26 protein-coding genes are annotated in these 26668 nt (G+C 43.9%); 8 read left to right on the top strand and 18 right to left on the bottom strand.

Going from position 1 to position 26668, the window contains the following annotated elements:
- Window positions 1–31: 31 nt before the first annotated feature.
- The 6 genes from THEBA_RS02325 to THEBA_RS02300 form a co-directional block, all read right to left on the bottom strand.
- Complete coding sequence (locus THEBA_RS02325) at window positions 32–1300, bottom strand: ABC transporter substrate-binding protein (RefSeq protein ID WP_014730279.1); 1269 nt, start codon at window positions 1298–1300, stop codon at window positions 32–34.
- A 123-nt stretch (window positions 1301–1423) separates the two neighbouring features.
- A complete protein-coding gene (locus THEBA_RS02320) occupies window positions 1424–2290 on the bottom strand; it encodes a carbohydrate ABC transporter permease (RefSeq protein WP_014730278.1) in 867 nt (288 codons plus the stop codon).
- Window positions 2287–3363 (bottom strand): carbohydrate ABC transporter permease, encoded by a 1077-nt coding sequence (locus tag THEBA_RS02315; protein ID WP_014730277.1) that lies wholly within the window; start codon window positions 3361–3363, stop codon window positions 2287–2289. Before THEBA_RS02315 ends, THEBA_RS02320 begins: the two co-directional genes overlap by 4 nt.
- A 26-nt stretch (window positions 3364–3389) precedes the next feature.
- Window positions 3390–4379, bottom strand: coding sequence for a LacI family DNA-binding transcriptional regulator (locus tag THEBA_RS02310; RefSeq protein ID WP_014730276.1), 990 nt, complete (start codon window positions 4377–4379; stop codon window positions 3390–3392).
- 273 nt (window positions 4380–4652) lie between these two features.
- On the bottom strand, window positions 4653–5513 hold the full coding sequence (locus THEBA_RS02305) for a DegV family protein (RefSeq protein ID WP_014730275.1): 861 nt from the start codon (window positions 5511–5513) through the stop codon (window positions 4653–4655).
- The gene (locus THEBA_RS02300) at window positions 5494–6261 is read right to left on the bottom strand and encodes a fumarylacetoacetate hydrolase family protein (protein ID WP_269078291.1); all 768 of its coding nucleotides are present in this window, start codon (window positions 6259–6261) and stop codon (window positions 5494–5496) included. Before THEBA_RS02300 ends, THEBA_RS02305 begins: the two co-directional genes overlap by 20 nt.
- 407 nt (window positions 6262–6668) lie before the next feature.
- Between THEBA_RS02300 and THEBA_RS02295 the strand changes: the two genes are divergently transcribed.
- Both THEBA_RS02295 and THEBA_RS02290 read left to right on the top strand, forming a co-directional pair.
- Window positions 6669–7058: a DUF3783 domain-containing protein gene (locus THEBA_RS02295; protein ID WP_014730274.1), complete on the top strand. Its 390-nt coding sequence runs from the start codon at window positions 6669–6671 to the stop codon at window positions 7056–7058.
- Window positions 7051–7893 carry a GNAT family N-acetyltransferase gene (locus THEBA_RS02290; RefSeq protein ID WP_014730273.1) on the top strand — a complete coding sequence of 281 codons (843 nt, stop codon included), beginning with the start codon at window positions 7051–7053 and terminating at the stop codon, window positions 7891–7893. Before THEBA_RS02295 ends, THEBA_RS02290 begins: the two co-directional genes overlap by 8 nt.
- Before the next feature lie 6 nt (window positions 7894–7899).
- On the opposite strand, the gene THEBA_RS02285 is transcribed toward THEBA_RS02290, so the two are convergent.
- The 11 genes from THEBA_RS02285 to rpmB form a co-directional block, all read right to left on the bottom strand.
- Window positions 7900–8907, bottom strand: a complete 1008-nt coding sequence (locus tag THEBA_RS02285; protein ID WP_014730272.1) for a cyclic nucleotide-binding domain-containing protein — start codon at window positions 8905–8907, stop codon at window positions 7900–7902.
- An 85-nt stretch (window positions 8908–8992) separates the two neighbouring features.
- Complete coding sequence (locus tag THEBA_RS02280; protein WP_014730271.1) at window positions 8993–10222, bottom strand: acetate kinase; 1230 nt, start codon at window positions 10220–10222, stop codon at window positions 8993–8995.
- 13 nt (window positions 10223–10235) lie between these two features.
- Entirely contained in the window at window positions 10236–11180 is a 945-nt protein-coding gene (fba, locus tag THEBA_RS02275) for a class II fructose-1,6-bisphosphate aldolase (RefSeq protein ID WP_014730270.1), read from the bottom strand.
- A gap of 63 nt (window positions 11181–11243) precedes the next feature.
- Window positions 11244–12263: a DNA-processing protein DprA gene (gene dprA, locus THEBA_RS02270; RefSeq protein ID WP_014730269.1), complete on the bottom strand. Its 1020-nt coding sequence runs from the start codon at window positions 12261–12263 to the stop codon at window positions 11244–11246.
- Window positions 12263–13651, bottom strand: a complete 1389-nt coding sequence (gene hslU / locus THEBA_RS02265; RefSeq protein ID WP_014730268.1) for an ATP-dependent protease ATPase subunit HslU — start codon at window positions 13649–13651, stop codon at window positions 12263–12265. The genes dprA and hslU overlap by 1 nt, the downstream gene beginning before the upstream one ends.
- A complete protein-coding gene (gene hslV / locus THEBA_RS02260; protein WP_014730267.1) occupies window positions 13648–14196 on the bottom strand; it encodes an ATP-dependent protease subunit HslV in 549 nt (182 codons plus the stop codon). The genes hslU and hslV overlap by 4 nt, the downstream gene beginning before the upstream one ends.
- Entirely contained in the window at window positions 14193–15110 is a 918-nt protein-coding gene (locus THEBA_RS02255) for a D-alanine--D-alanine ligase family protein (protein WP_014730266.1), read from the bottom strand. The genes hslV and THEBA_RS02255 overlap by 4 nt, the downstream gene beginning before the upstream one ends.
- Entirely contained in the window at window positions 15110–17329 is a 2220-nt protein-coding gene (gene topA / locus THEBA_RS02250; RefSeq protein ID WP_014730265.1) for a type I DNA topoisomerase, read from the bottom strand. The genes THEBA_RS02255 and topA overlap by 1 nt, the downstream gene beginning before the upstream one ends.
- Before the next feature lie 10 nt (window positions 17330–17339).
- A complete protein-coding gene (locus THEBA_RS02245) occupies window positions 17340–18401 on the bottom strand; it encodes a 3'-5' exoribonuclease YhaM family protein (protein WP_014730264.1) in 1062 nt (353 codons plus the stop codon).
- On the bottom strand, window positions 18401–19510 hold the full coding sequence (gene alr / locus THEBA_RS02240) for an alanine racemase (protein WP_014730263.1): 1110 nt from the start codon (window positions 19508–19510) through the stop codon (window positions 18401–18403). The genes THEBA_RS02245 and alr overlap by 1 nt, the downstream gene beginning before the upstream one ends.
- A 42-nt stretch (window positions 19511–19552) precedes the next feature.
- The gene (gene rpmB / locus THEBA_RS02235; RefSeq protein ID WP_014730262.1) at window positions 19553–19744 is read right to left on the bottom strand and encodes a 50S ribosomal protein L28; all 192 of its coding nucleotides are present in this window, start codon (window positions 19742–19744) and stop codon (window positions 19553–19555) included.
- Between the two features lie 149 nt (window positions 19745–19893).
- Here rpmB and THEBA_RS02230 point away from each other — a divergent pair, with 149 nt between their 5' ends.
- From THEBA_RS02230 to THEBA_RS02205, 6 genes are all read left to right on the top strand, one after another.
- Complete coding sequence (locus THEBA_RS02230; protein WP_014730261.1) at window positions 19894–20238, top strand: VanZ family protein; 345 nt, start codon at window positions 19894–19896, stop codon at window positions 20236–20238.
- A gap of 118 nt (window positions 20239–20356) precedes the next feature.
- Window positions 20357–21229 carry a hypothetical protein gene (locus THEBA_RS02225; protein WP_014730260.1) on the top strand — a complete coding sequence of 291 codons (873 nt, stop codon included), beginning with the start codon at window positions 20357–20359 and terminating at the stop codon, window positions 21227–21229.
- Window positions 21230–21400: 171 nt separating this feature from the next.
- Window positions 21401–23884 (top strand): type I pullulanase, encoded by a 2484-nt coding sequence (gene pulA / locus THEBA_RS02220; protein ID WP_041928398.1) that lies wholly within the window; start codon window positions 21401–21403, stop codon window positions 23882–23884.
- A gap of 14 nt (window positions 23885–23898) precedes the next feature.
- Entirely contained in the window at window positions 23899–24360 is a 462-nt protein-coding gene (locus THEBA_RS02215) for a molybdopterin-binding protein (RefSeq protein WP_014730258.1), read from the top strand.
- A gap of 127 nt (window positions 24361–24487) precedes the next feature.
- Entirely contained in the window at window positions 24488–25105 is a 618-nt protein-coding gene (locus THEBA_RS02210) for a deoxynucleoside kinase (protein ID WP_006492014.1), read from the top strand.
- Entirely contained in the window at window positions 25102–25746 is a 645-nt protein-coding gene (locus THEBA_RS02205) for a deoxynucleoside kinase (RefSeq protein WP_014730257.1), read from the top strand. The genes THEBA_RS02210 and THEBA_RS02205 overlap by 4 nt, the downstream gene beginning before the upstream one ends.
- Here the strand turns inward: THEBA_RS02205 and THEBA_RS02200 are convergent.
- Window positions 25727–26380 carry an HAD family hydrolase gene (locus tag THEBA_RS02200; RefSeq protein ID WP_014730256.1) on the bottom strand — a complete coding sequence of 218 codons (654 nt, stop codon included), beginning with the start codon at window positions 26378–26380 and terminating at the stop codon, window positions 25727–25729. The two genes, THEBA_RS02205 and THEBA_RS02200, sit on opposite strands and share 20 nt — an antisense overlap.
- Window positions 26381–26668 lie beyond the last annotated feature (288 nt).

The raw sequence follows: 26668 nt of genomic DNA, 5'->3' as shown, positions 1-26668 counted from the left end.
TATGGAGCCAGCGAATAATCGTAACTTGGTTTTAGAATCCCCAAACAACCTCAAATCCTGTCATATCTTCGAGATCGAGAGCAAGCTCTTCAAGAGCATTCCTGGCGTCAGCAGTACCAGAGAGAATACTGTGAACTGCCTTGAAGAACAGGGTAGATACTTCATTATACCGCGGAGCGGTTGCCGTTGATGGTCTTGCTACAGCATTTACAAACACGTCATACAGAGATCCGAAGAACGGATTTGCCTTTAGTACTTCGTAATCAGCGTAAAGAGCCTGGATAGTTGGATTGAATGAACCTTCTACAGCTCTCATCTTCTGCACTTCGTAACCGGCCATGAAGAGTGCAAAATCAGCTGCGACTTCCGGATTTTTGCTATACTTGCTAACCGAAAGTTGCCATCCACCGAGTGTAGCCGCTCCATTACCGCTCTTGCCTGCCGGAAGAGGCGAAACGTCAAACTTTCCCGCAACGGCACTGTCTTCACCTTTGCTAAGGCTGTAAGCGTATGGCCAATTTCTCATAAATGCAGCGTTTCCTGCCTGCCACACTGCTCTGGCATCCTCCTCAGCAAATGTAAGAACCCCACTCGGAGAGATAGTCCCAACCCAGCCTGCTACCTTCTCGAGGATCTCGACTGCATTTGAGTTGGCAATTGTGATTTTTTTGTCGGAACTGATGATTGTTCCTGCATCATTTGAAGCCAACCACTCAAGTGCATCACATGTTAAACCTTCGTACGCATTACCCTGCCAGACAAATCCCCAGAAGTCCGGGTTCGTCTTTCTTTCACCCTCCTGAATTATCCTGGCCGCTTCTTCAAGTTCGTCCCACGTGGCCGGTGGATTAAGCCCGTACTTCTCGAGAAGATCTGTCCTGTAATAGAGAAGCCCTGCATCTGTAAACCACGGAATAGCTACCAATTTTCCGTCAACGGTGTTATTTTCGATAATCGCCGGGAAGTGCATAGATACTACTTTATCTGCATTGTGCTCATATAGATCCACGAAATGCTGTGCAAGATCGCCCGGCCAGATTACATCCACCTGGTATACATCGATTTCCGGGCTTTTCGCCTCAAGAAACTGCAAGTACAGTCCCAGTCTATCCTGGACCATATCAGGTGTGTCAAGCACCTTAACCGTGACATCCGGATGAATCTCCATGTACATCTCCGCTGCCTTCTTGGTCAATTCAAGCTCTTGACCAACAGCGCCCGCGGCGACTGTAATAACTGTTTCGGAAACAGCTACCAACGCAAACAACGCTACCATAAGTGTCAATAGAACTTTCTTCATAAAAAACCCTCCTTCTGTAATGATCTCGTAGAAAACGACTCTTCATAGAACCTTTCAGTTAAAAGACCTTTTGGATCACCTCCCACTTTTTCAGACCACGTTCTCCTAGAATTCGGAAACTCGTCAGCCTTTAACTGCTCCCGCAGTCAATCCTTGAACTATCCTTCGCTGGAAAATGAAGACAAGAACCACTACAGGAATCGTTACAATCACTGCGCCAGCCATGATCTCCCCAAACGGGACTTGCCTCGAAACGGATCCAGTGAACAAGGAAATCGCTACCGGAATGGTTCTTGCCTCCGGAGCGATAGTCGTGAAAGTCAGGGCGAATATATACTCGTTCCAGGCAGCAATGAAGGCAAGAAGACCGGCTGTGACAAGAGCAGGGGCTGTAAGAGGCAACAAAATCTTATAGAAAGTCTGGAAAGGCGTTGCACCGTCTACCCATGCAGACTGCATTATCTCAGTGGGGAGTTCCTTGAAAAATGCAGTCAGGACCCAGGTTGTGAATGGCAAGGTAAATATCATATAAGAAAGAATCAGACTTACTCTTGCTCCCAGATTGAGGGTATTAATAACGGCATACAAACCTGAAAGGACAGTTATTTGAGGAAACATCGTGAGAGAAAGAATGAGATAAAGAGTGAGCTTCTTGCCTTTGAAACGAAGTTTACCCATCGCATAGGCTGCAAAGGAACCGACTCCCAAAGCAAGAAGCGTTGTCAAACCAGCTACTATTGTACTATTCCACAACGCTCTAACAAACGTACCGTCGTTGAAAACGGCAACATAGTTCTGAAGCGTCGGAGCAAATCTTCCATCACTATCGACTGGAATAAAGGTCGCTGGAGTCATTTGAAGTTGAGCTTCGGATTTTAGCGACGAGTTAACCGCCCAGTAAAATGGGAAAAGCATATAGAAGAATATGAATATCACCAGTATCCAGAAAGCGATCTTCCCGGTGAGCCAGATCAGTTTGTTTTTCCTCATTCTTTATCAACTCCCATAAGCCTCATGTAGATAACCGCAAAGATTCCTATGAGAAAGAAGATGATGACACCGATAGCCGAGGCAAGACCCATGTTCCTGTTTCCAATAAGCTGATAATAGTTGTAGGAGGCCATAGAGTACATCCGGTTTCCCATAAGAACCTGAAAAACGTCAAAGACTCTTAAAGCATCGAGAGTTCTAAAAATCAGTGCTACAGCCAGCGTGGGTTTCAATAAAGGCAAAGTGACAGATAAGAACTGCTTCAACCTTCCAGCCCCATCTACTCTTGCTGCCTCGTAAAGCTCTCTAGGAATGAGCTGGAGACCTGCAAGAATCAAGAGCGCCATGAATGGTGTCGTCTTCCATACGTCAACAGCAATGAGAGTAGGCATCTGCAGAGCCGGCATACTTAGAAATGAAAGGTCTCCGTCTCCCCAGCCCAACTTACTCAGTACAGCGTTGAAGAGACCGGCTCTGGTCGGCTGGAGCATCCATTCCCAAATCCTTGCAGATACAACAGTGATTACCGCCCATGGAACAAGCATTGTTGCTCTCATTATACCTTTACCTTTGAAGTTGCTATTGACAACAAGCGCAACCCCTAGACCAAGAACTGTCTCGAGAAAGACCGAGATTACTGCAAAGACAAGAGTGTTCGAGATTGCCTTCATAAACTCCGGATCTCTCGCGCCCACTACATAACGACGCCCAAAAAGAGAGAACTGAAACCATTCTCTGTACCTTACTGGACTTCTAGGCAAGACTCTAATTGCCCTTTCGTAAACTGGTTTCCCAGTCTCCTCATCAATTGAAGCTTCGCCCGTTGTTTCATCAACGACTTTCGGCAGCTCCATAACAGTCAAGCCCAGTAGGCTCTTGTAGTTTTCAAATCCGATTAATTTTGGTGCTTCATCTGTTCCAGACGCAAAAACCTTATCTGTGAAGCTCGTATAGAAGACCTGAAACAACGGGTAGAACGCCACCAATGCTAAGATCAGCAAAGCGGGAATGAGCAATTTGTAAGCGGTTCTCTGTTCCTTCTGCGCTAATGATAGCTTATCTTTCCTGGCCATAACTCCTCCTCGAAAATAGATTCAGGTCAAGCCGTCTTCCTTCGTTTCAAACTCGGTAAAAACTTTACTGGTTGAACATACTGACCCGGATTCTCAATCTTCTGAATAATCAGCTCAGCCGTTTTTCTACCCATATCTTCCATTGGCTGCTCGATTGTAGTCAACCCAGCCCTTTCAGTCCAGCTCTGATTGTCATAACCTACAAGAAAGAAGTCCTTTCCCGGAATTTTCTTCATTGCAGATGCCATCTGCAAAACTTCAAGGGCAAAATTATCTGCTAATGCAAAGATCCCCGGTCTATCGTACTCAGAAAGAATCGAGGCGATTCTCTCATGCGCAGTCTCAAAAAAGAAGGATGTGTAGACAAGTTTCTCCTCATTGAACTCATAACCTTTTTCTTTTAGATAACTCGTAAACCCCAGTATTCTCTTTTCGAAATTTTCAGTTGCCAAAATGGTGTTTTCCTCATCGAAAGAGATGACGAACAAATCCGTGGAACCACATTCAATAAGTAACTCAGCGGCCATTCTTCCACCCAAAACATTATCTAGATAGACGCAGTCAAACTCATCGGATTGTGATTCAAATAGAACAACATTGGTTCCGAAATCTATATACTTTCTAGATAAAAACTCAATATTCATCGTACAAATAACAGCACCATCTATATTCTGAATAAGGGACGGATCGCTTCTAAGTTTCTTCAGCCTTTTATCGGAAAAAACAGGGTAAATCACCATCTCATAATTCATCTTGTCCAGATACTCATCAAACGACTTCATGACTCTCCAGTGAAATTCCGTCCTGATCTCGGGCATGAGAAAGAGAATCCTTTTGGTCTTACCCCCTGCAAGTGTTCTCGCCACCTGATTTGGCTGGTACCCAAGCTTATCGATCGCTTTCATTACTTTAATTCTTGTCGTTTCTTTAACGGAACCGCCATTAAGCACTCTTGAAACGGTACCGGTTCCAACGCCCGAAAGAGATGCTACATCTTTTATTGTGGGCTTTTTCAAGAGAATACACCCTCCAGTTATCAACGATTTGGAATCGTTTCCATTATAACAAAATCGTTAATGACACCGAAGTCTATGTACACTGAGTCTGATTCTTTGAGAAGTGATTATTGAAGATTATTACTGATGAAGACGCTGTTGCTCCTGATTCATGCTTTTACGTTCTGTTTACTCGGTATTACTTGTCATAAATCAACTGTTCCAGTTCTGGCTATTATTTACCTATCTTGTTCTAACAGGCCTCTCGAAACGACCGTTGTGTTGGAACGCTTTTCAAGCAATCAGCGCACCAACGCCTATGATCCCTCTACCACCATGGACCAGTATTGCCGAAGACAGCTCTCCGGTAAGAAGTGTTTCAGATAGAGAAATGATTTTTCTCTTAGCCCATTCAACGAGCGCGAGAGTATCGCTATCGTTTCCAGAATGATAAAGAGCTAGGCATAGAACTCTTTTCCCTTTAACAGCAACAATCAAGCGATCCACCATCTTTTCCACTGCTTTTTTCATGCCTCGTGCCCTACCTGAAAGAATAAAAATCCCACCACTGTTAATTGTCCCTATCGGCTTTACATCGAGAATTTCCCCAACCGATCCTTGAAGTTTACCAATTCTACCGCTTTGTTTCAGATACTTCAGTGTCGGTAAAACGAAATAGACGATGTTTTTTATTCCAGCTCTGCTTCTAAGGTCTGAGGCAATCACCCTAAGTGAATCCCCTCTTTCCTTCATTCTTATCGCCTTGTGAACCAGCATCGCAATGCCACCTGAAAGGGAGAGAGAATCAATTGACTCAACTTTAACCGAGTGATGTTCGCTGACAAACTGTTCACCAATCGTCTTGAAAAGGTTATAAGTACCACTCAGACCGCTGGAGAGGTTCACCACAAGCAGCTCATCATAACCTTTTGAATACATTGTTTCGAAGGCTTCCGTTACGTCTGCCGGGCTTGGCAGTGAAGTCCTGGCAAAGTTGTAGTCCAGATAATCGGCGATTTCCGATTTGCTTATCTCGACACCTTCACGGTAGGATTTTTCACCGAGGACTACCATAATAGGGACGACGTAAACATCATCTCTTTCAGCCAATTCCACAGGAAGATCTACTACTGAGTCACAGATAATTCCTATCATGATCATTTCCCTCCTCATAAACAACTCTGTTTCTTTGAACACCGAGGTCTATCCTGCCATCTGAAGAGAATATCCTGGATTCTATTACGTCTCCATTTGCCAGGTATCTTCCACTTTTCTCCTGTTCTCTGATGAAAATCTCCCATCTTTTTGATTCGCCAAGTAATCTTCTGAGCCAAGTACGCAAGCCTTTTTTTTGACTAAGAGCCGTTCCCTTTGGTGTACCCGTAAGTATAACGTCTCCGGCCTCGAGATCGGAAAATTCGCTCAGTTCCGACAGTGTTTCCCATGGTTTGTAGATCATGTTCGAAGTTGAAGCTCTCTGTTTTGTCACTCCATTTACTTTAAGCTCAACCGTTAAACTCTCCAGATACTTCATTTCATCTCTGCCAATTAGAAAGATAAAGGGTCCAAGCGGGCAGAATGATCGATAGCTTTTGCCCTTGAAGAACTGAGATTGAGGTAACTGAATGTCTCTCGCCGAAATATCGTTGCCTATTACAATTCCTCCGATGTACTCATGCATATGAGAAAACTCAACATTGATAGGCCGATCTATAGACGCCTTCATAACCAAACCGAGCTCAACTTCATAGTCGAGGAGGCGGACTCCCTTTGGCCTCACAATTGGTGAGTTTGGACCGGTAACAGAAGCCGATGATTTGTTGAAGAACATATTGTACTTCTTATCCTCTTTTCTTATTCCTGTATCAAGGAGATGGTCGAGATAATTCTTTCCTTGACAAATGATTCTACAAGGGCTAGTAATCGGAGAGAGAACCTATAAGTCAGAGAGATTTATCCGCTCAGTCAAGCCAAAGCTTTGTATAACATTCGGAATCCCTTCTAAAGTTTGGAAAAAGTCTCCCGTGGATTCCGCTTTGATATCGAGAGGGGTCACAAGATCCCTTTCCACAACTCCCCAGAATACTCTCATGCTGACGTCTCTAAATCTTCCAATATGCATTATCTTATCTGCCCTCCCCCTTAATTATAACCTGTTGTAGCAACCGTTGCCTCCCCAATTCCCATCCCTATGATTTCGTTGTCAGTGTCGATCTCAATGCTAATTCGTCTTTTGGGGAAAAAGACTTGCCTGCCGATTATTGGCTTAGCGTTGATAACGCTATGCTAAAATTGTGTTGAGGTGATTGAATGAGTGAAGCAGGACACAAACGTTCGATTCTCCTTTATTGTGATAGGTCAGCTTTTGAAAGACTCCTAGACTTATTCGCCGACGTCTCGTTAATCGACTGCAAGGGGCAAGAAAACGAGATAATCGGAGAGATACTGGAAAATGGGGAAGGGGTTCGGAAAGAGAAGACAGGCAACGGAGAAGATGGCTTATGCTATGCAGTATTTGATGGCTTTAGCGATGAGTCTTTGGGAAACGCGATCGATACAATCCGTCATTATACTGGAAGAGAGTGGGTCTTTGCCACCACAACTGAATCAAATCTCAGTTGGAGAATGAATGAACTCCTCATTGAACTGACTGAAGAACATAATTACTTTAGGAAAGCGAGGCAGAAGAAAGTTGAATAACAACTCTTTCCAAAGAATCCAGGAGCTTTCAAGGGTCGATGTCGTCAATATTCTGAACTTAGTCTTTTCCGACTACGTGCTCAGGATGCACTGGACTCTTGAAAGCTTTGAAAGAGACGTTAGGGAGAATAACATTTCTCTTTCGGAATCATTTGTCATGAACGTAGAGGGCATCCATACAGGAATTGTCTTGCTCAGTTTCAGAGAAAAAAGAGCCAGGATAGATCTTATGGGCGTCATTCCCGGTTTTAGAAGAGAAGGCGTAGGGTTCAAAATGGTTGACGAGGCAATTAGAATTGCTAAATGGAAAGGCTGTGATCGAATTGTCCTGGAAGTTCCCGAAAAAGACAAAAGAGCGATCGCTTTCTATGAGAAGTTTGGATTCAGACATAGACGTGAACTTATCACTTTCTTCATAAGAAGGCCGGGAATTGGCGATTTTTCGACTAAAGAATCTGATTCAGGAAAGGTAGTTGAATGCGCACTGTATGTAATGGACAAATACAAGCGAAATCCAGAATGGGAAAGAGAGCCCGCATCGTTTCATCACCTTGAGAGATACAACTTCGATACAGTAATAGATGAGCAGGGTCGAGAAATTGCTTATTGCGTATGGCAGGAGAGGGATTCAGTTTTTTATGTTAAGGACTGTGGCCCAACAAGAGCCGCTTCCTTCAAAGAGGCAATAGGCGCAATCTGCAGTATTGCGAAAAGCAAGAACCTCACACCGCTATTTCCAACAGTACCCGATAACGACCCTCTATTCGCCGAAGCGCAGGAATTCGAACCGGAGATTCTCCTTAAGCAGAGCGAGATGATTTTTAAAATCCATTGAGAAGCCTTAAGTAACACTCGTTTGTCTAATGTATCCAAGAAGGTACTCAACCATCCTAAATCCGTCTTGGGGAGACTTGTGTATCAAATACTGAACAAGTTTGTCTCTATCGATTAGGATGTATTCCGAATTACTCTTGATTTTCAATGTAGTATCCCATTTGCTTCTTGAAAGAACCTGGATCTCGCCAATGGAGCTTGGCGATTTGATCGTAAACAGTACCGAGTTCTTGTCTCCTCTCTTTTTCAGAAGGGCTATCTCACCCTTGAGAAGAAAGAGCACGCTTCCAGCCTTTCTACCTTCTTCAAAGACGATTCTGTCTGAGTCAGCCTTTCTTATCCTACGATAATCCGCTTTTAGAATCCGGAAAAGATCCGAGCTATATCTCGGACCTTTATAAAGAAACTTGAAGCCGGATTCAAATAGACCCATGTGGCAAACGAAAAATCTCGCGATCCTTGAGATTTCATCTTCTGCGGATTCCAAAATATCCATTATTGAAGCTAGGGCATCTTCCAAAAAATCGTTAAGAAAGCAACTAAAAGCATAGAACAGCTTAACAGGTCTTGACAAAGGGGAATTCTGATACTGATCAAGGTAGCTTCTCAGAACCTCTTGAGCAGAGGGATACTCTTTTCGCTCAATCAGTCTGATACCCTTTCGGTAGAGCGATTTCTCTCCGAAAAGCAAAGGAGGATACTCTTCTAGCCAACACTGCTTTTTGGCGACAAGAGATGCAGTAAACTCATCGAGATCAAAAGGCCCTTTTCCACTGCACAAACTCAGGTCTTTTTCAACATCAACAAACAGCTTCTCCAGCCTTTCCGGTCTGGAGACCAGATACTCTTTCAACTCGTCCCTGTCACCAACAAGAATTGCAGAATCACCAACGCAAAGAAGATCTCCGCTGTGCTCCCCACCAACTACCGATAGTGGGTCAGCAAGATCTCCTTCCAGATAGACCTTGTCTTCAGAATCGAATCCTTTGAGGATGAGCCCGCCCGACGATACCACATAGTAGTAATCTGCTTTCTCACCCCGCCCGGCAAGTTTGGTATCACCCTCCAGAACGATTTCCTTAATGTCTCGTCATCACCTTTCACTCTTCCCACAGTTTCAATTCCTTCAAACCATTCTTAACTATCCTACTGGTATCTCTAGAGATAACAAGTTCCTCATTAGTTGGGATAACGAAGACTTTTACCTTCGAATCAGTTGTGGAAATCATGGTCTCTTTTCCTCTGATTTTATTTTTCTCTACATCAATCGATATGCCAAGATAGCCGAGGTACTTGTCGATCACATTGGCTCTCAAGTAGGGACTATTCTCTCCTACGCCTGCGGTGAACACTATCGCATCGACTCCGTTCATTGCCGCCGCATAAGCGCCAATATATTTCGCCAGTCTGTATTCATATATATCATGTGCCCTTTTGCAAGTCGGCTCGTTTTTCATTGCACGTTCCTCTATATCCCTCATATCACTGAACCGCCCTTCAGTAAGCCCATACATACCGCTTTCTTTGTTCAGCAGGTCGTTTACTTCCCCAGCCGATAATCCTTCTTGCTCCTGCAAGAAAGGAACGATAGCCGGATCAATGTCGCCGGATCGCGTCCCCATGACGAGCCCCTCAAGCGGTGTGAATCCCATTGAGGTATCAACAGACCTCCCGTTCTTGACTGCCGCAACAGATGCACCGTTCCCAATATGAGCAGTTATAATTTTCAGTTCTTTGAGAGGTCTTTCCATCATGACAGCTGCTCTCTCCGCAACATATCTATGGCTAGTGCCGTGAAAACCATATTTTCTTATCTTATATTTTCTGTATAGGTCGTAAGGTATGGCGTAGAGATAAGATGATTCTGGCATCGATTGGTGGAATGCCGTATCGAAAACCCCGATGTGAGGAACAGATGGAAGAATCTTCTTCGCTGCAACAATACCCTCAATGTTGGCCGGATTGTGAAGAGGTGCAAGGAAATTGTTCGCTTCTATCTCACTTACAACTTCATCGTCTATTAAAACGGAAGATGCGAATCTCTCTCCACCGTGAACCACTCTGTGACCGACGGCCTCAATTTCGTTGATGTTTTTCACAACTCCAGTCTCTTCTGACTGAAGAACCTCAATTATTAGTTCAAGGCCTTCAGTGTGATCAGCAATGTCCTTTTCGAACTCGTATTTCTTCTCGCCTTTCCTATGAGAGAGTTTTGATCCGGAAATACCTATCCTTTCAAGCAACCCTTTTGCCAACACGTTTTCACTTGCGGCATCAAGAAGCTGGTACTTAATTGAAGACGAGCCGCAATTAATTACAAGGATCTTCATTCGACACCTCCGTCTATGCTTTATTAGAACAACCTAGAAGTCTCAGCCTTTCTCTGATTACATTCTTAACCAATTCCTTGGGTGTCTTGAAGTATTTCCTCGGATCGAACTCCCCGGGATTCTTCGAAAGGAACTCTCTCAACGAAGCAATAAAAGCCATTCTTAGATCAGTATCGGTATTCACTTTGTTTATTCCAAACTTCACCGATTCAGCAAGGATTTCCCCAGGAACTCCTTTAGCTCCCTTGAAATCGGCTCCATAGGTTTCGGCAAGCTTTTTAATGTCCTCCGGAACACTTGAAGCTCCATGCAAAACGAGCGGTAGGCCTGTCAGATCCTTAACCTTCTTGAGTCTTGCAAAATCCAGTCTCGCTTCTCCCTTGAATTTGAAGGCCCCATGGCTAGTTCCAATTGCAGGCGCCAGAAAATCTACTCCCGTCTCTTCTGCAAACAGCTTTGCCTCATCCGGGTCAACCAGTGCCGCTTCATGAGATTCGACAGCAACGTTATCCTCTATTCCAACGAGTCTACCCAACTCGGCTTCGACTGATACGCCAAGACTATGGGCTATCTCCACAATTTTTTTCGTCTCTGCAACGTTTTTTTCAAACGGGAATTCGGACGCATCAATCATTACTGATGAATAGCCAGCCTGAATTGCCGCCATGATTATCTTGAAGTTTTTTCCGTGGTCAACATGCAATGAAACGGGAATATCGACATTCCTCGCATAGCTTTCGACCATCGATACGAAAAGCTTTGCTCCCAGTTTAATGTCACCATTTCCTGCATACTTAATCGCACCTTCGGAAGTTTCGATAATTACCGGAGAGTGTTCTTCCACTCCAGCATCGATGATTGCCTGCAGAAATTCAAGATTGTTGATATTCAGTGCCGGTACTGCATAGAACTCTTTATTTGCTCTTTCGAGTATTTCTTTCGTGTTTACGTAAGGCATTTTTCTCCCTCCATTCTAATTCCTACTTCTACATTTCATCAAGATTATACCAGCTCAAATACACTAAGTTCTATTCCATCGCCCGTTTTCTTCGAAGATGTAGCCTCCCAGCTGCAGATTTGTGAGTTCAACGATCAGATCTTTGCTGGAAAAGTCCGTCATCAATAGTAGTTCTCCAAAAGTGAGGGGACCATTGCCTAGAAGATCAAGGACTCTTGACTGCAAGTTCCCAGACTGAGGTTCCTCGAATGAGATTTCAGGAAACTCATCGATAATGTCTATGCACTCGGAAATCAGTTTTGCCCCATTCTTAATTAACCAATTCGTGCCTTCAGAGTTTCTTCTGTTGATGTCTCCAGGCACAGCAAAAACATCTCTTCCGTTTTCAAGCGCGAGTCTTGCAGTAATTAGCGAGCCGCTTCTCATAGTAGCCTGCACTACAAAGACTGCCCTGGCCAAGCCTGAAATTATTCTGTTCCTCTTCGGGAAATTCTGCTTTAGGGGCGGCGTTCCGGGGAGAAATTCAGAAATCACACACCCCTTTTGCTTAACCGACTTTATGAGCGTTCTGTTGCTCGCTGGATAGGCTACATCGATACCCGTCCCCAGTACTCCTATTGTAGAGCCTCTACCCTCAAGAGCCCCAATATGAGCCTGAGCATCAATACCGACCGCAAGACCGCTTACGATGGTTATCCCTTTCTCAGAGAGCGACTTCGCATATTCTTTGGCAATCGATGCTCCATATCCATCCGCTTTCCTCGAACCCACTATGGCGAGAATGTTTCTTGAATTTAGAAGTCCAGGGTCACCCTCAAAAAATATTACTGAAGGCGGTTCAAAGGTATTCCTGAGAGCTTCGGGATATTGAACATCCTTGAATGTTATGAATTTCGTAAACCTGGAGAGAATCTTCGCCACATCGGGAAAACTCTTTTGAAACCTCTTCAGTTTAACTTTGTTTAGATCGGTCCGACATCTGAAAAGATGAGTGTCTGAAATTCCCGAATTTTCGATCTCTTCCATCTCTGATGGAGAAAAATCTCCAGAAAGTGCTATTGCGGCGTACTCTGCTCTTTCCATTACAAGATAAATGCACTCAGGTCTTCATCGGCGGCAATTTCGCCGATCCTCTCATTAACATAGTTGACGTCAACTACAATTTCTTGAGGAACTTCAGGAGCATTGAATGAAACTTCTTCGAGTACTTTCTCAACAACTGTGTAGAGTCTTCTAGCTCCAATGTTCTCGATTTTCTCGTTCAGGCTGTGTGAAACCCGCGCGATTTCTCTTAAACCGTCTTCAGTGAACGTAACTTTTACTCCTTCAGTCTCCAGCAAAGCCATGTATTGCTTTGTTATTGCATTCTTCGGCTCGACAAGGATTCTCAGAAACTCCTTTTGAGAAAGCGCATCAAGCTCGACCCTGATCGGAAACCTTCCCTGGAACTCCGGAATCAAATCTGAAGGCTTGGCAGTGTGAAAGGCCCCCGCGGCAACGAAGAGAATGTAATCGGTCCTTATCTGACCGTACTTTGTCGTTACGGTGGTCCCTTCGATGATCGGTAGAAGATCTCTTTGAACTCCCTCTCTTGAAACATCGGGGCCATGGGAACCACTTCTGAAAGTAATCTTATCAATCTCATCAATAAAGACCATACCGCGGTTCTGCACCCTTTCGATCGCTTCGGCTACAACTTTGTCCATATCCAAAAGCTTTTCAGCCTCAATCGGTAGAAGCGTCTTACGAGCATCAGCAATTCTCATTTTTCTTCTCTTGGTCTTCTTCGGTACCATTCCGCCCAGAACGCCTGACATATCGATTCCCATATCTTCCATTCCCGGAATCATTATCATCTGCTGACTGTGATCTTCAACTTCGACCTCGATATCGAGATCCTCAAGATCGCCGCTTCTCAATCTATCTCTGTAGTCTTCCCTGCGATTCCTTATTCTTTCGGCCTCTTCTTGACTCGGCTTCGGTTGTTGCTGGCCTTGAAACAACTCAATGATATTCCTGGGACCCGCTGCTTTCGTCTGAGGTCCGGGGACGAGAGCCTCCAGAATTCTCTCTTCAACCTGATAGGATGCCTTCCCCTCTACTTCGCCCATCTTTTCCTGCTTGACCATGTTGACGCCTACGTCTACCAGCTCTCGGATTATTGATTCGACATTCTTCCCGACATACCCCACTTCGGTGAACCTGGTGGCCTCAACCTTTGTGAAGGGTGAACCCGTGAGCTCGGCCAATCTTCTAGCGATCTCCGTCTTTCCAACTCCAGTAGGCCCCATCATCAAAATGTTCTTTGGTATTACGTCTCTTCTTATCTCTTCAGGGAGTTTTTGTCTTCTGATCCTGTTTCTCATCGCAACAGCGACTGCCCTCTTAGCTTTATCCTGTCCTACTATATATTTGTCAAGCTCCTCCACTATTCTCTTTGGAGTCAACTCGTCAAGTTCTTCTCTATTCATTGTTTCTCTCCTCCGAGTGTTTCCATGGTGAAATTTGTGTTTGTGTATATGCAAATTTCGCTAGCTATCTCCATAGACTTAACCGCAATTTCCTCGGCTTCCAGTTGGCTATTTCTCAAAAGAGCCCTCGCAGCGGCCAATGCATAGGAACCTCCAGAACCGATAGCCAGAACCTCTTCATCGGGTTCTATAACTTCACCGTTCCCAGATATCAGTAGGATACTCTCTCTGTCCGCTACCAGGAGAAGTGCCTGAAGATTCTTAAGGATCTTGTTTGTCCTCCAATCCTTGGCCAAATTCACGGCAGCCCTCTTCAAATTAGAGTTGGATTCATGCAGTTTTTCTTCAAACTTCTCAAAAAGAGTCATCGCATCAGCTACAGAGCCCGCAAAGCCTGCAAGAACTGAACCATCGCCAAGTTTCCTAACCTTTCTCGCCGTACCTTTCATTACGGTGTCTCCAATAGTTATCTGACCATCTCCGACTATAACCGTCTTTCCCTTCTTTCTGAGAACGAGTATTGTAGTACCATGAAAAGTCTTCATGATTCCCTCCTGTTTCTTTTATCGGCCGCCTCAATTATATCTAGAACGACATCATCAAAGGTCATCCCGGCCGCTCTCGCCGACATCGGTAGGTCGCTCAGGTCAGTCATACCCGGAATGGTATTTACCTCAAGAAAGTAAAACACTCCTCCCTTTAGTATCCCATCCACCCTCGCAAAATCCCTGCAGCCAAGAAGCTTGTAAACCGCGACCGACTTTTCGATTATCGATTCAAGTGTACTTCTTTCTATCGGGGCGGGAACGACAAATTCAGTTAAGCCAGGAGTATATTTGGCTTCGTAATCATAAAAACGTCTTTTTGGTTTTATTTCAAGCACCGGTAGAACTTTAATGCCTTCCCTTGAATCAATGATCGAAACGGTTATCTCTCTTCCATCGATATACTCTTCAAGCAAAAGGGAGTCGTACACGTCTAGCAGTAACCTGGTTCTATTGATGAGAGTTGAAGCATCGTCACAAATAAACACTCCAATGCTCGATCCTTCTCTAGTGGGCTTTATTACACACGGAAATATCTTCCAGCCCTCGAGATCCTTCTCGCTAATCACTTTCTTCCATAGAGGCAGATCGACTTCCGCTTTCACAAGCCTGTATGTAATCTCTTTGTCGAAGCAAACCGCGCTTGTCCTGGAATCAGAAGAAGTGTAGGGTAATCCCGCAAGTTCCATCAACCCCTGCACTGTCCCATCTTCGCCAAATTTGCCGTGGAGGGCTAGAAAGAAGAGATCGGCCTTTAGACTGAGTAGACTCGCGATTCTATCCCTTTTGAGATCAAAACCGATCACTTCGGCGCCGAGCCTCTCGAGAGATTTCGAAATGTTACTTCCACTCTTAACAGAGACGTCTCTCTCGCTGGAAAACCCTCCATAAACAACGGCAATCCTTCTAGACATTAATCTCCTCCAATTTCAAATTCCTTCTTGCATTTCTCACAGTACAGAACCTTCTTTCCTCCTCGCTTAACCTTGAGAAAGAGATAAGAGCCGCAGATTTCGCACTTTTCATTTGTCGGTTCATTCCAGAAGAGTTCTCCACAACTTGAGCATTTGAAGTAATTCTTTCCTTTCTTGCTTCGGAGTTTTTCAACCACCCCTCCGCACTTAGGGCAGGGAGCGTCGATCCTAACATTCCTAGTGTACTTGCATTTCGGATAGGCCGAACAGGCAATGAACTCTCCGTATCTTCCCTTCCTTATGACGAGTGGAGAACCACATTCGGGACACTTTTCTTCTATCTCTATCTCTATTTTTTGATTCGCAGCAACATCTTTCAGCATTACCTTCCCATCGATTACACAAGTGAAGGATGTCATATCGACTGATTCATTCTTGCCGCAAGATTCACATTTCAAGTACCCGCCATATCTTCCAAAGACGACTTTGAAGTACCCACCGCATGAACACTCCTTATCTGTCGGGAACTCAATTCTCAACTCTCCCTTTTTGATTCTCTTATCTATCTCATCAAGATCAGTTTTGAACCCGCTATAAAAGCCCATCACTACGTCTCGCCACTTCTTTGCACCGTTTTCAACATCGTCAAGCTCTTCTTCCATATTTGCCGTGAAATTCATATCAACAACATCGGGAAAATATTCATTCAGAAACTCGTTAACGATCGCACCAAGAAGTGTTGGTCTAAGTTCTCTCGATTGTCGAAGTACATACTTCCTGTCGAGAAGAGTGGTGATTATAGTTGCATAAGTTGAGGGGCGGCCGATTCCTTTCTTTTCAAGCTCTTTTACAAGAGAGGCTTCGCTGAACCTCGAGGGTGGTTTAGTTGTATCTTCCTCCCATTCGATCATGGAAGGCTTTATCTTTTCGCCTATCTTATAGTCCCGATCTATCTCACTCTTAGATGATCTCGAGACAATTTTCTCATAACCGTCAAAGAGTCTTCTCTCCCCGGTCAAGCTAAGAATGTACTTGTCGTTTTCATCCTCTAATTCAACTTCGGTCACAGAGTATTCCGCACTAGCCATTTGAGAAGCTATGAATCTATTCCAGATAAGAGCATATAGCCTTAGATTGTCTCCTGATAAAAGTTGCCTCGCCTTCTCTGGATCGTTCTCAGGATAAGTTGGTCTTATAGCTTCGTGAGCATCTTGAATCTTCTTACCCTTTTTGCCCGGTCTGATGGGACCAACGTACTCCTTTCCAAATTTACTTTCGATTATTTCGACGGCCTTGTCTCTTGCCTGGTTGGATATTCTCGTCGAATCGGTTCTCATGTATGTAATGAAAGCAATCTGACCTTGATCGGTTTCAATTCCTTCGTAGAGCTGCTGAGCGATCTTCATCGTTTTACTCGCACTCCAGCCCAACTCACTTATTGCACTTTGCTGAAGTGTTGAAGTAATGAATGGCATCGGCGCGTTTCTCTTGGAGGTGCGTTCCTTTACGTTTTTGACGTGAAAAATTGTATTGGAAAGCTCGCTTATTATTTCATCTCTCTTCTCTTCAGTGATTACAGACTTGTTTGTGAACTTTTTCCCTTCGATTCGAGAAAGAGAGAATCGATCCTCGCCAACCTTCGCAAAGATCTTGAAGAAACGGTGCGGTTCAAATACTACTATCTTCTTCTCAAGTTCTACCATGAACTTTAGAGCTACGGACTGGACCCTTCCGGCACTGAGCCCTCTCTTCATAGTTCTCCACAAAATTGGACTGATTTTGTAGCCCACAATTCTATCGAGAACCCTTCTAGCTACTTGAGCCTCGACTTTAGACATGTCTATCTCTCTTGGATGAAGTATTGCTTCCTTTATTGCCGATTCCGTTATCTCATTGAAGACTATTCTATTCTTTTCATTTTGTGGAAGACCCAAAAGTTCGGAAATGTGCCATGCAATGGCTTCTCCCTCACGATCCAGGTCTGAAGCGAGAAGCACCTGTTTTCCCTTTGACTTCTTGGAAAGCTCTTGTACGACCTTTTCCTTCCCCTTAAGAATCTCATAAGTCGGTTCCAAAGTTTCAGGATGAAGTCCGATGTTAGATTCTGGGAGATCTCTAACATGCCCTTTGGAAGCGGTGACTTCATAGTTCTTCCCTAAATATCTACTGATCGTTTTCGCCTTTGCCGGCGATTCAACGATTACAAGCTTGTCTGGCAAAGTATCACTCCTAACTATTTGAGTCGCCGGATCTTCTGTTTTTCATGAACACTCTTCTGTTAAGAAAACGATCGTAATTGCTCCAGGAAGCAGTTGAGCCATTGAATTCCCTTTCTTCAATCTCTCTGAACTGAGCAACCTTCGAATCCAAATCGTCGGCCATATGAAGAACAATTGCTTCCGTCGTCTTTGGAATTACGGGTGAGCCCCATTCCATTTCCCCGTGATGAGACAAGAGGAGATGTTTTATCTCAGTCTGAAGATAGCGGGGGAAGCCCTGAATTTTAGATATAGCCTTGCTGACCATCTCTATGCCCATAGCGATGTGTCCCACTAATTCGCCGTCATTTGTTCTCTCAATTCCATTCGGAGTAATCGTGTACTCATACACTTTACCGATATCATGTAACAAGGCCCCCGCAACTAGAAGATCTCCATCAACGGAGTCTCCGTACTTCGTCGCGAAGAATTCGCATAGCTCGGCGACAGACATTGTGTGCTCCAGAAGGCCACCCTTATAAGCGTGGTGAACCTTAGAAGCGGCCGGAGAAACAATGAACTTCTCGATGAACTTCTTGTCGTTCTCGAAAATATCTTTGAGCAGAGCTCTAATATAGTCATCCCTCATTCTTCCAACGAGACTAAGAAGATCATCGTACATCCGAGGAATATCTTTCGTTGTGACAGCCATAAATCTCTCATAATCGTACTGTCCAACCTGAAGGATCTGAATCCCTTCCGAATCAAGATTAAGCTGGATTCTATCTTCATAGACAGCTACTCGACCGGAGATTCTTACTACCATACCCTGTTCCAGAGTGGAATCATTGCGTTCTGCATTAAACCAATCGATTGCTCGTATAGCTCCTGTCTTATCGGAAAGTGTTAATAGAAGAAACTTCTTTCCGTCTCGGGCCTCTTGAATTCTCTTAGAATGGACCTTGAAAACAGATAGCACAGTACTTCCCGGGCGTAGATCGGAAACAAAAGGAAAACCATCCCTGTTTGTCTTATCCTGATCGGCATTTATTTGACTCAATATCTCATTTCCAATGATGTCGCGGAGTTTCATCAGTTTACTCCTTTCTTATAGACCCGTGGAACTCTGGAAGAGATAGAACAAACTACTTCATAGTTAATGGTACCGCACAGATCAGCTATCTCCTCGGCGCTTATCGACTCTCCTTCTTGAGTACCAACTATCACAACTTCATCACCAATCGAGACAGGCTTCTCAATGTGAGATATGTCGACAACGAATTGATCCATACAAACCCTGCCCAGCACTTTGCATCTCTTGCCCGAAATGATAACATATCCTCTATTAGAGAGCAGTCTATTGTATCCATCGGCATAGCCTACGGGAATTGTAGCTACAAGCATGTCACGATCGGCAACAAAAGTCCTGCCATAACTAACCGAATAGCCGGTACGTATCCTCTTTACAAAGGATACACAGCTAACCCACGACAAAACCGGTTTCAGGTTTTCATCAGTTTCCTTCGAAGGTTGTAGGCCATATGTGGCAATTCCCGCTCTAACATAACTGAAATCAGAATTGTCGAAATAGATGGTGCCTGCACTATTAGATATATGAGTTTCGAAATGTCTGTTTCGTCTTTGTCCCAAGCCATGAAGAAATCTTCCAAAAGCTTCTCTCTGCTCAAGAACGAAGCCACTGCCTTTCTCATCTGCTGTAGCGAAGTGCGTATAAGCACCTGTTATATTGATTCCCTTTCTGACAGCCGAATTATACAACTCAATCGACTCTTCCCATTCCAATCCCAGACGCCTCATTCCAGTATCTACAACCAACTGGAAATCAGGTAACTGCTTATTTAAGCCAATAATGTTTTCAAGTTGAGCAAATGAAGAAAGAGATAGCGTTAAAGAAAACTCCTTTGCAGTGGGGATCTCCTTTTTCTCCACATAGTTAAGCACAAGAATCGGCAAAGAGATTCCGCTTTGGCGGATCTTAATTCCCTCTTCGAGAAAAGCAACTGCTAAACGATCGACTCCCGATTCCTGAGCAACTTTCGAAAGCTCCACGGCACCATGACCGTACGCATCTGCTTTGACAACAACCATCAGTTTCGCCGGAGACGCCTTTCCGGACAGATAAACAAGATTTTGTCTATATGCAGATAGATCGATCAAAGCGAAGGTTTTTCTGCTATTCATTTCATACCTTCTCAGTAAGAAAGCGCGAATAGCGCGTTATGGCTAGATGGCTCTTGTAACTTTTCCAGCTTTGAGACACTTCGCACAAACTCTGATTCTCTTTACCTCGCCATCAACGACTGCGCGGACTTTATGAACATTGGGCTTCCACCAGCGCTTGGCCTTTTTATTTGAGTGCGAGACCATATTCCCTGTAGTAGGTGACTTACCGCATATTTCACAAACCTTGGACATGAATTGTGTCCTCCTCTCGATTTACAATACACTTCATTATAGTAAAGAAATAGAAGCTTTTCAACTCAAGACTCAAAGGGATTTGCGGTGCGCGTCATTGACATTAGTGCGCATGGCTAGCATAATTCTTATTGATGAGAAGATTGATAATGGCTCTTGCTGCAGCAATTTACATGGTTTTCACCGTCTACTTCTACCTGAAACCGGTAGTTCCGGCAATCGAAGTGGGAAGCGACAAGTTTCTTCATTTTGTGGGTTTCTTTGCAGGAGGGTTCCTTTTTGTTATTCTTTCAAGAGAAGAATTCAGCAAGGCGTTTAGGAAAACCTTCTTTTCATTTCTCATTGTAGGACCTGTCATTCTCGAATTTCTTCAGGTTCTATCTCCCAACAGGCAGTTCGATATTCTAGATATGGTTTTCAATTATTTGGGTTGGACGGTTCCCGTTGTTATCTTCACCTTTATAGTCAGGCTTAGAACGCTTTCTAAAGGTTGAGTTCCTCCAGCAAAACCAAACGATTTGAACGGCATACAGCATTTGCTCAAACCATAGAGTATTGAAAGTCGGGTGATAATGTTATACTTTTTTTGAGTTCCGCCTGGAGGTGTGCTACTTGGAAGAAAACAAGCCTTTGAGGTCTCTGTATCTCTCAATGGTAATAGTCTTCATAGCTCTCCCGCACTCTGAAATCACATTTGCTAACTCCCAGATTATGGAAGAATTTTATTATGTCACGCCCGAAGCATCGGTTTCAGGGTTTACCGGAATAATCGTGGGGACAGAAAACAATTATGATCTCTTGATCATTGCCAATGGCCATCTCAAAAGATATTCGCTGTCAGGAGCAGAGATTCCTCAATATGAGTCTACAGACTCTAACAGCAAGAAGTGCTTGAATCTAATAAGAAACACCATAGGACTTGAAGCGATTGTTCATGAAGTGACCACATCTGAGGAAGCTTCAGCTTACGTCTGGATCCTTCTGGATGGTGAGGTTTATCTTATTCAATCTATAATCGTATCTAGCGGTCTATCTAAAGCAGTTGACGGAGGAGAAATCGAACTTGTTCCGGCCGAAGAATATGCCCGCGAAAGAAGTCTTGGAATCTGGGCTGAAGAGTCGGAAGTTCTTGAATCGGCAGTAGAAGGAATACCTGAAACAGAAGAGGTACAGGAAGTTGTAGAGGAAGATTCAAGAGGTGCAGCAAGACTAACGATTTCTAAGATTGATATTTTCGATAACGGTGAGCACGCTCTTCTGACTCTTGCTGCCGATAAGGGCGGATATCTTGAAGGTTCAGAGGTTTCAATCTTATCTCGAGCTGATCGAACTACCGACGAAGATGTTTTTTCGTTGGATTCTCAAGAACCTATTGAAACTGCTGAAGAGCTTAGAATACTTATCACACTGGATAGATCAAGAACCACTTCGTTTGAATATGATTTTTTTGGGAAAGTTATTTGGATCCCAGAGGCGGTTATCTGAAGATTAAGGATGAAAATGGAAGTGAGAGGTTATTCGAATATGAATATGACAGGAGAATTAGTGGCTTCACTGTAACCCCACTTGATTGAGGGAGGCTTTATAATGAAAAGAGTGTTGTTCTTCCTTTTGCTAATCTTCGGAACAACGATTTTTGCTTTTACGGGAGAAAGTATGGGAAAAAGTGCAGAAGATTATGACGCAGCGACCGTAATTATAATCCATTATCACAGGTACGATGACAACTACGATGGCTGGAACCTATGGGTCTGGCCTGACAAACCGAAAAGTATGGATGGTAAGTCTTACTCTTTTGATAGGAGAGACGAATTCGGAGTAGTTACAACTGTAAAGTTCTCTGAAAAACATTCTAGACTGGGATTCATAGTAAGGCTAAGAGAATGGGAAAAGAAGGATATTACAGCAGATAGGTTCGTAGATATTCCCGATTCTGGAGTCGCTGAAATATGGGTGATCGAAGGGGAAGAGGATTTTTTGACGAGCCCGGACAGAATTGATCTAACTCCCAGAGTTAAGATGGCCTTTCTTGATTCTTTGAGTGAGATCTACGCTTCACTTTCAGCACCGGTTGATACTAAGACAGTCTTACCTGAAGTCCTTCTAGACGGTTCGCCGGTTAAGGTTCAGAGCTTCGAAAAGGCAGATCCCACTGATGTATCGGTAACTAACTACGTTAAGATAACACTGACCGAACCACTTGCGCCCAAGTCAGTTAGCAAAAGGCTATCTCTGGAGATCGAAGGTTTTCTTCCAGGCAACATAATTGTCAGAAAAGCGCTAGATAATTCTGAATTCTTCTACCAGGGCGAACTTGGTTCGATTTACTCGGAGAAGGAGACAGTCTTCAGAGTCTGGTCTCCCGTATCCTCTTCAGCAACGCTAATTCTCTTTGACGATCTCTACTCTGACAGCTTTATTGAAGTCCCCATGAAAAGAATAGAAGCAGGTGTTTGGGAAGCAATCGTTCAAGGCAATCTTCATCTGCGGGCTTACAAATACAGATTCGTCTCTTATGGCAAGGAAAGAGAAACAGTTGACATCTATTCCCGTGCGGTTACAAAAAACAGTGAGAGATCAGTTGTCGTTGATCCCGCTAAAACCATTATTGAAGGCTGGGCCCAACAAAAAGTGCCGATATTTAACAAACCGGAGGACGCAATAATATACGAAATCCACATTGGAGACATGACTTCCGACCCAAATACCAATGTTGAGAATAAGGGTAAGTACTTAGGTCTAACCGAGACCGGAAGAACGGGACCTGATGGAGTTACGGTCGGAATTGACCACATTGTTGAGCTCGGTGTAACACACGTTCACATAATGCCTTTCAACGATATTCACTACCTAAATGAAGGTGAGGAAGGCGAATACGGCTGGGGCTATGACCCTTATCTGTACATGGTTCCGGAAGGACATTACAGCACTGACCCTTACAGTCCTCTCAGTAGAATTCTCGAATCTAAGGCAATGGTCATGGCATTTCATGAAATAGGAATAAGGGTAATTCTCGACACTGTGTACAATCATACGGCTACAACAGGTTCTTCTTCTCCCTTCGATCAGACAGTCCCATATTATTACTATAGAACAGACGCCACAGGTGCATATTTGAACGGAACTGGAGTCGGTAATGAGATAGCTTCAGAAAGGCCAATGATGAGAAAGCATATTCTTGATTCTCTTAAGATGTGGGTCAACGAATACGGAATTGATGGCTTCAGATTCGATTTGATGGGTCTTATAGACAAAGAAACCGTTCTGGCCATCGACCGAGAACTTCATGCAATAGACAAGACGATTCTGCTTTATGGCGAGCCGTGGGGAGGTTGGGGGGCAACCGTTACATTTGGGAAAGGCGATCAACGCGGAACCGGTGTAGCTGTTTTTAACGACAATCTCAGAGATGCAATAAGAGGAAGCGTTTTCGATGAGAAAGTGAAGGGCTTTTCTCTTGGGAGCAGGGCCAAAGAAAGAAGGATTATGCGTGGTATTGTGGGAAGTATCGAATACAGCAGTGACATTAAGGACTTTGCGGATGACCCTTCTGAGACTATAAACTATGTTTCTGCTCACGATAATCAGACTCTGTGGGACAAGAATAGCGCAGCAATGCCAGATGCTTCAAGAGAGTTGTTGACAAGCGCTCAGAAGCTATCAAATGCCATAGTGATTCTTTCTCAGGGAATTCCATTTCTTCATGGTGGAGTTGACTTTGCTCGAACGAAGTTCGGCAATGATAACAGCTACAATGCCGGTGTAGATTTGAACAAGATGGACTATTCAAGGAAGGCAGAATTCATTGACCTCTTCACCTATTATAAGGGACTGATAGAACTTAGAAAGAACCATCCATCATTCAGGATGAGTACGGCCGAAGAGATAAGAAAGAATCTAAAATTTCTTGATGCTCCCAGAAATATCGTTGCTTACGTGATAGACGGCAAGTCAGCTGGTGACTCATGGGAAGAAATACTTGTGATATTCAATGGGAACCTTGAACCAGCCGAGATAACTCTACCTGATGAAAGCTGGAACCTCGTCGTGGATAGAGATAGAATCTCTGAGAAGCCCCTCGAAAGACTCTCAGGTAAGGTCAAGCTCGAACCAATTTCTACTTATGTCTTCTTCAAGTAGTTCGGAGGTGTTCAGTGTACAGCTGCAAAATAATAAGGGTTCTTGAATCTGGTTTTTTTGATGAGATAGCGCAATCCATAGAGATTTCTAAGAAGATCCTCGAGAGTCATGGCATCACGTATACTGGATCCACAGACGTTGACCCTGTAATGAGCGACCTGAAAGAGGCTATATACTCAGATTCATGCTCAAACGACATCGTTCTTGTTCTTGGAGGAACGGGGCTATACAAAGAGGACATAGGTCCGGAGGTCGTTTTATCTCTCGTGGACAAAAGAGCAACGGGAATTGAAACTGCGATGCTTAGAAACGCAATAGTCGCCGATCCCTCGTTGTGTCTTTACAGAGTTGGAGCCGGAACAATCGGTGATTCGATAGTACTCTCTGTTCCGGGTTACCATGAAACTGTACATTACTATCTTGAACCCGTCATCGATTATCTTAAGCCCTTTTTCGATGGGCTTAGGTCATCTTAGGAATAACTGAGTCATGGAATGTCAACTGTTTTTCCAATGGTCTTCCTTTTGAAAAGGCATCGCGGACATGTTAATCAGGTGGTCGAGAGTATTGGTCATGTTTTGAGAAACGGGGGAAGAAACTCTTATGATGTTTTCTAAAGCAAGCGGGAAGTATATTTCCGTAGAGGGTGTAATTGGAGTAGGTAAGACGACTCTGGTGAAATTGTTGTCTCAAAAGTATACAATGCCGGTAGTGCTCGAAGTTGTTGAAGAAAACCCATTTCTTGCTCACTTCTATGAAGACATCGAAAGGTGGGCTTTTCAAACTCAGCTTTTCTTTTTGATAAGCCGGTTCGATCAGCAATCGAATGTTAAAAAAGCCGCTTCGCAGGGACAGGGGGTTATCTCAGACTATGCATTCATGAAAGATCATCTTTTTGCGTCTCTAACTTTGAAAGGAGAACAGTTGAAACTATACGAGAAGATCTTTTCCGTTCTCAAAGATCAGGTGCTTTATCCAGATCTGATAATCTATCTTTACGCGGATATCGACACCCTGATGAAAAGAATAGCTCTCAGAGATAGACCGTTTGAGAGGAGAATGGATAGAACGTATATTGCTATGCTAAGCGACACATATGAGAAATACATGGCAGCGTTTTCCGAGAGCAGAGTCCTGAGGATAGATACTTCAAGCATAGACTTTGTGCGAAACGTTGATGATCTCAACATGGTTTTCAGCAGAATCGAGGCGAACTTATGATTTTGGGAATATGCGGAAACATTGGAGCAGGAAAATCATCTCTGACTTCATTGCTTGAGGAAACACTGGGCTTTAGAGGTGTCTACGAGGCCGTGGATGAAAATCCATTTTTGGAGGATTTCTATTCAAATATGGAGCGGTGGGCCTTTCACTCGCAGTTGTTCTTTCTAATAAAGCGTTTTGACTTTCTGAAGAGAGTCGTAACTGAAGGTGCTGTCATACTTCAGGACAGGACTATTTACGAGGACGTGGAGATATTTGCCCGCAATCTCAAACTGATGGGCTACATAGATGAACGCGACTGGAGACTTTATCTGGACACTTATGAAACGCTCTCAGAACACTTAACAGCGCCCGATGGCATTGTCTACATAAAATGCACTAAGAACGTCTTGTTGAAAAGGATAAAAAAGAGGGGCCGGGGTTTTGAAAGTGGCGTAAGCGAGGATTATATCGAAAGACTCAACGGACTATACGAAGAATGGATCGGCAGAGTCACGTTTTGTCGGAAGTTGATAATCGATGGTGATAAATATGATTTCGTTGAAAATGCCCAGGACAGAGAAGATGTTCTGCGTTTGATCTCGAGATTTACGGCTGAACTTATGGCGGGAGTGCAGTCTAAGTTGTTCTCCAGATAGATTGAATCGAACTCACATCGACATATTCAATCCCCGCAGACGTGCAAGCACCATCCATTTTGTAATCGTTCCCGATCATTACGCAGTACTTTGCATCGAGTGAGTTATTCTCCAGAATTTCCAGGTAATATTCTGTACTAGGCTTTACATAATGAGAGTTCTCCATAGTGGTCACGTAGTTGGTTAGCTTTTCATCCACTCCCACCCATTGAAGTCTTTTTCTTATTGCCTTGTGTGGAAAGATTGGGTTCGTTGCAATAATTATCTTTCTACCCGAGCCGTAAAGCTTTTTCAGGGCCTCCACCACATTCTCTCTAGGGCTCACAATTTTCTCAAGTTCTTCATACTCGTTCTCGTAAAACTCATCGAAGAAATCCTCGTACCATTTTACCGTGTGATCTCCCACAAAATGGACAAAGCTTTCCATAAAGAGTTCGTAATTGCTCTTTATGCCGTCTCTTCTATCAAATAGCACTTCGAGTGCGCTTTTCAAAGAGACCATCAGTTTTTCAAAGTCTACTTTTCCATTGGCAAAGAGCGAGATGAGCTGAAAATACCGCCGTGCAAAATCTTCATCGGAAACAGAGCTAAGCGTTCCATCAAGATCAAATAAATAAGTGATGTCATTACTCATGAGATACTCCAATCATTCGCGACTAATCTTTGCTGAACCCTCAACAACCAGAACGAAAAAGGGCAAAAGACAATGCGCCAAACTATATATTAGCATATCACGCATCTGAGGATACTTTTAGATCCCAACCATTGAGCACACAAAATTCAGATCTCTTGAAGAAAAGGCGAAATGTCATGATCAAACGCAAACGCCTCAACAACCAGCCTTCCCAAGCTGATAGACGTCTCCGTTTTAATTAGGAACACTGCACGGCAGATGATTTTTGGTCAGAGCCGAAGAATTGTG

Source organism: Mesotoga prima MesG1.Ag.4.2, assembly GCF_000147715.2.
In the GTDB taxonomy this organism is placed as follows: domain Bacteria; phylum Thermotogota; class Thermotogae; order Petrotogales; family Kosmotogaceae; genus Mesotoga; species Mesotoga prima.
Note: the sequence above shows the minus strand (reverse complement) of the source record. Positions and strands in the feature narration are given on the sequence as shown.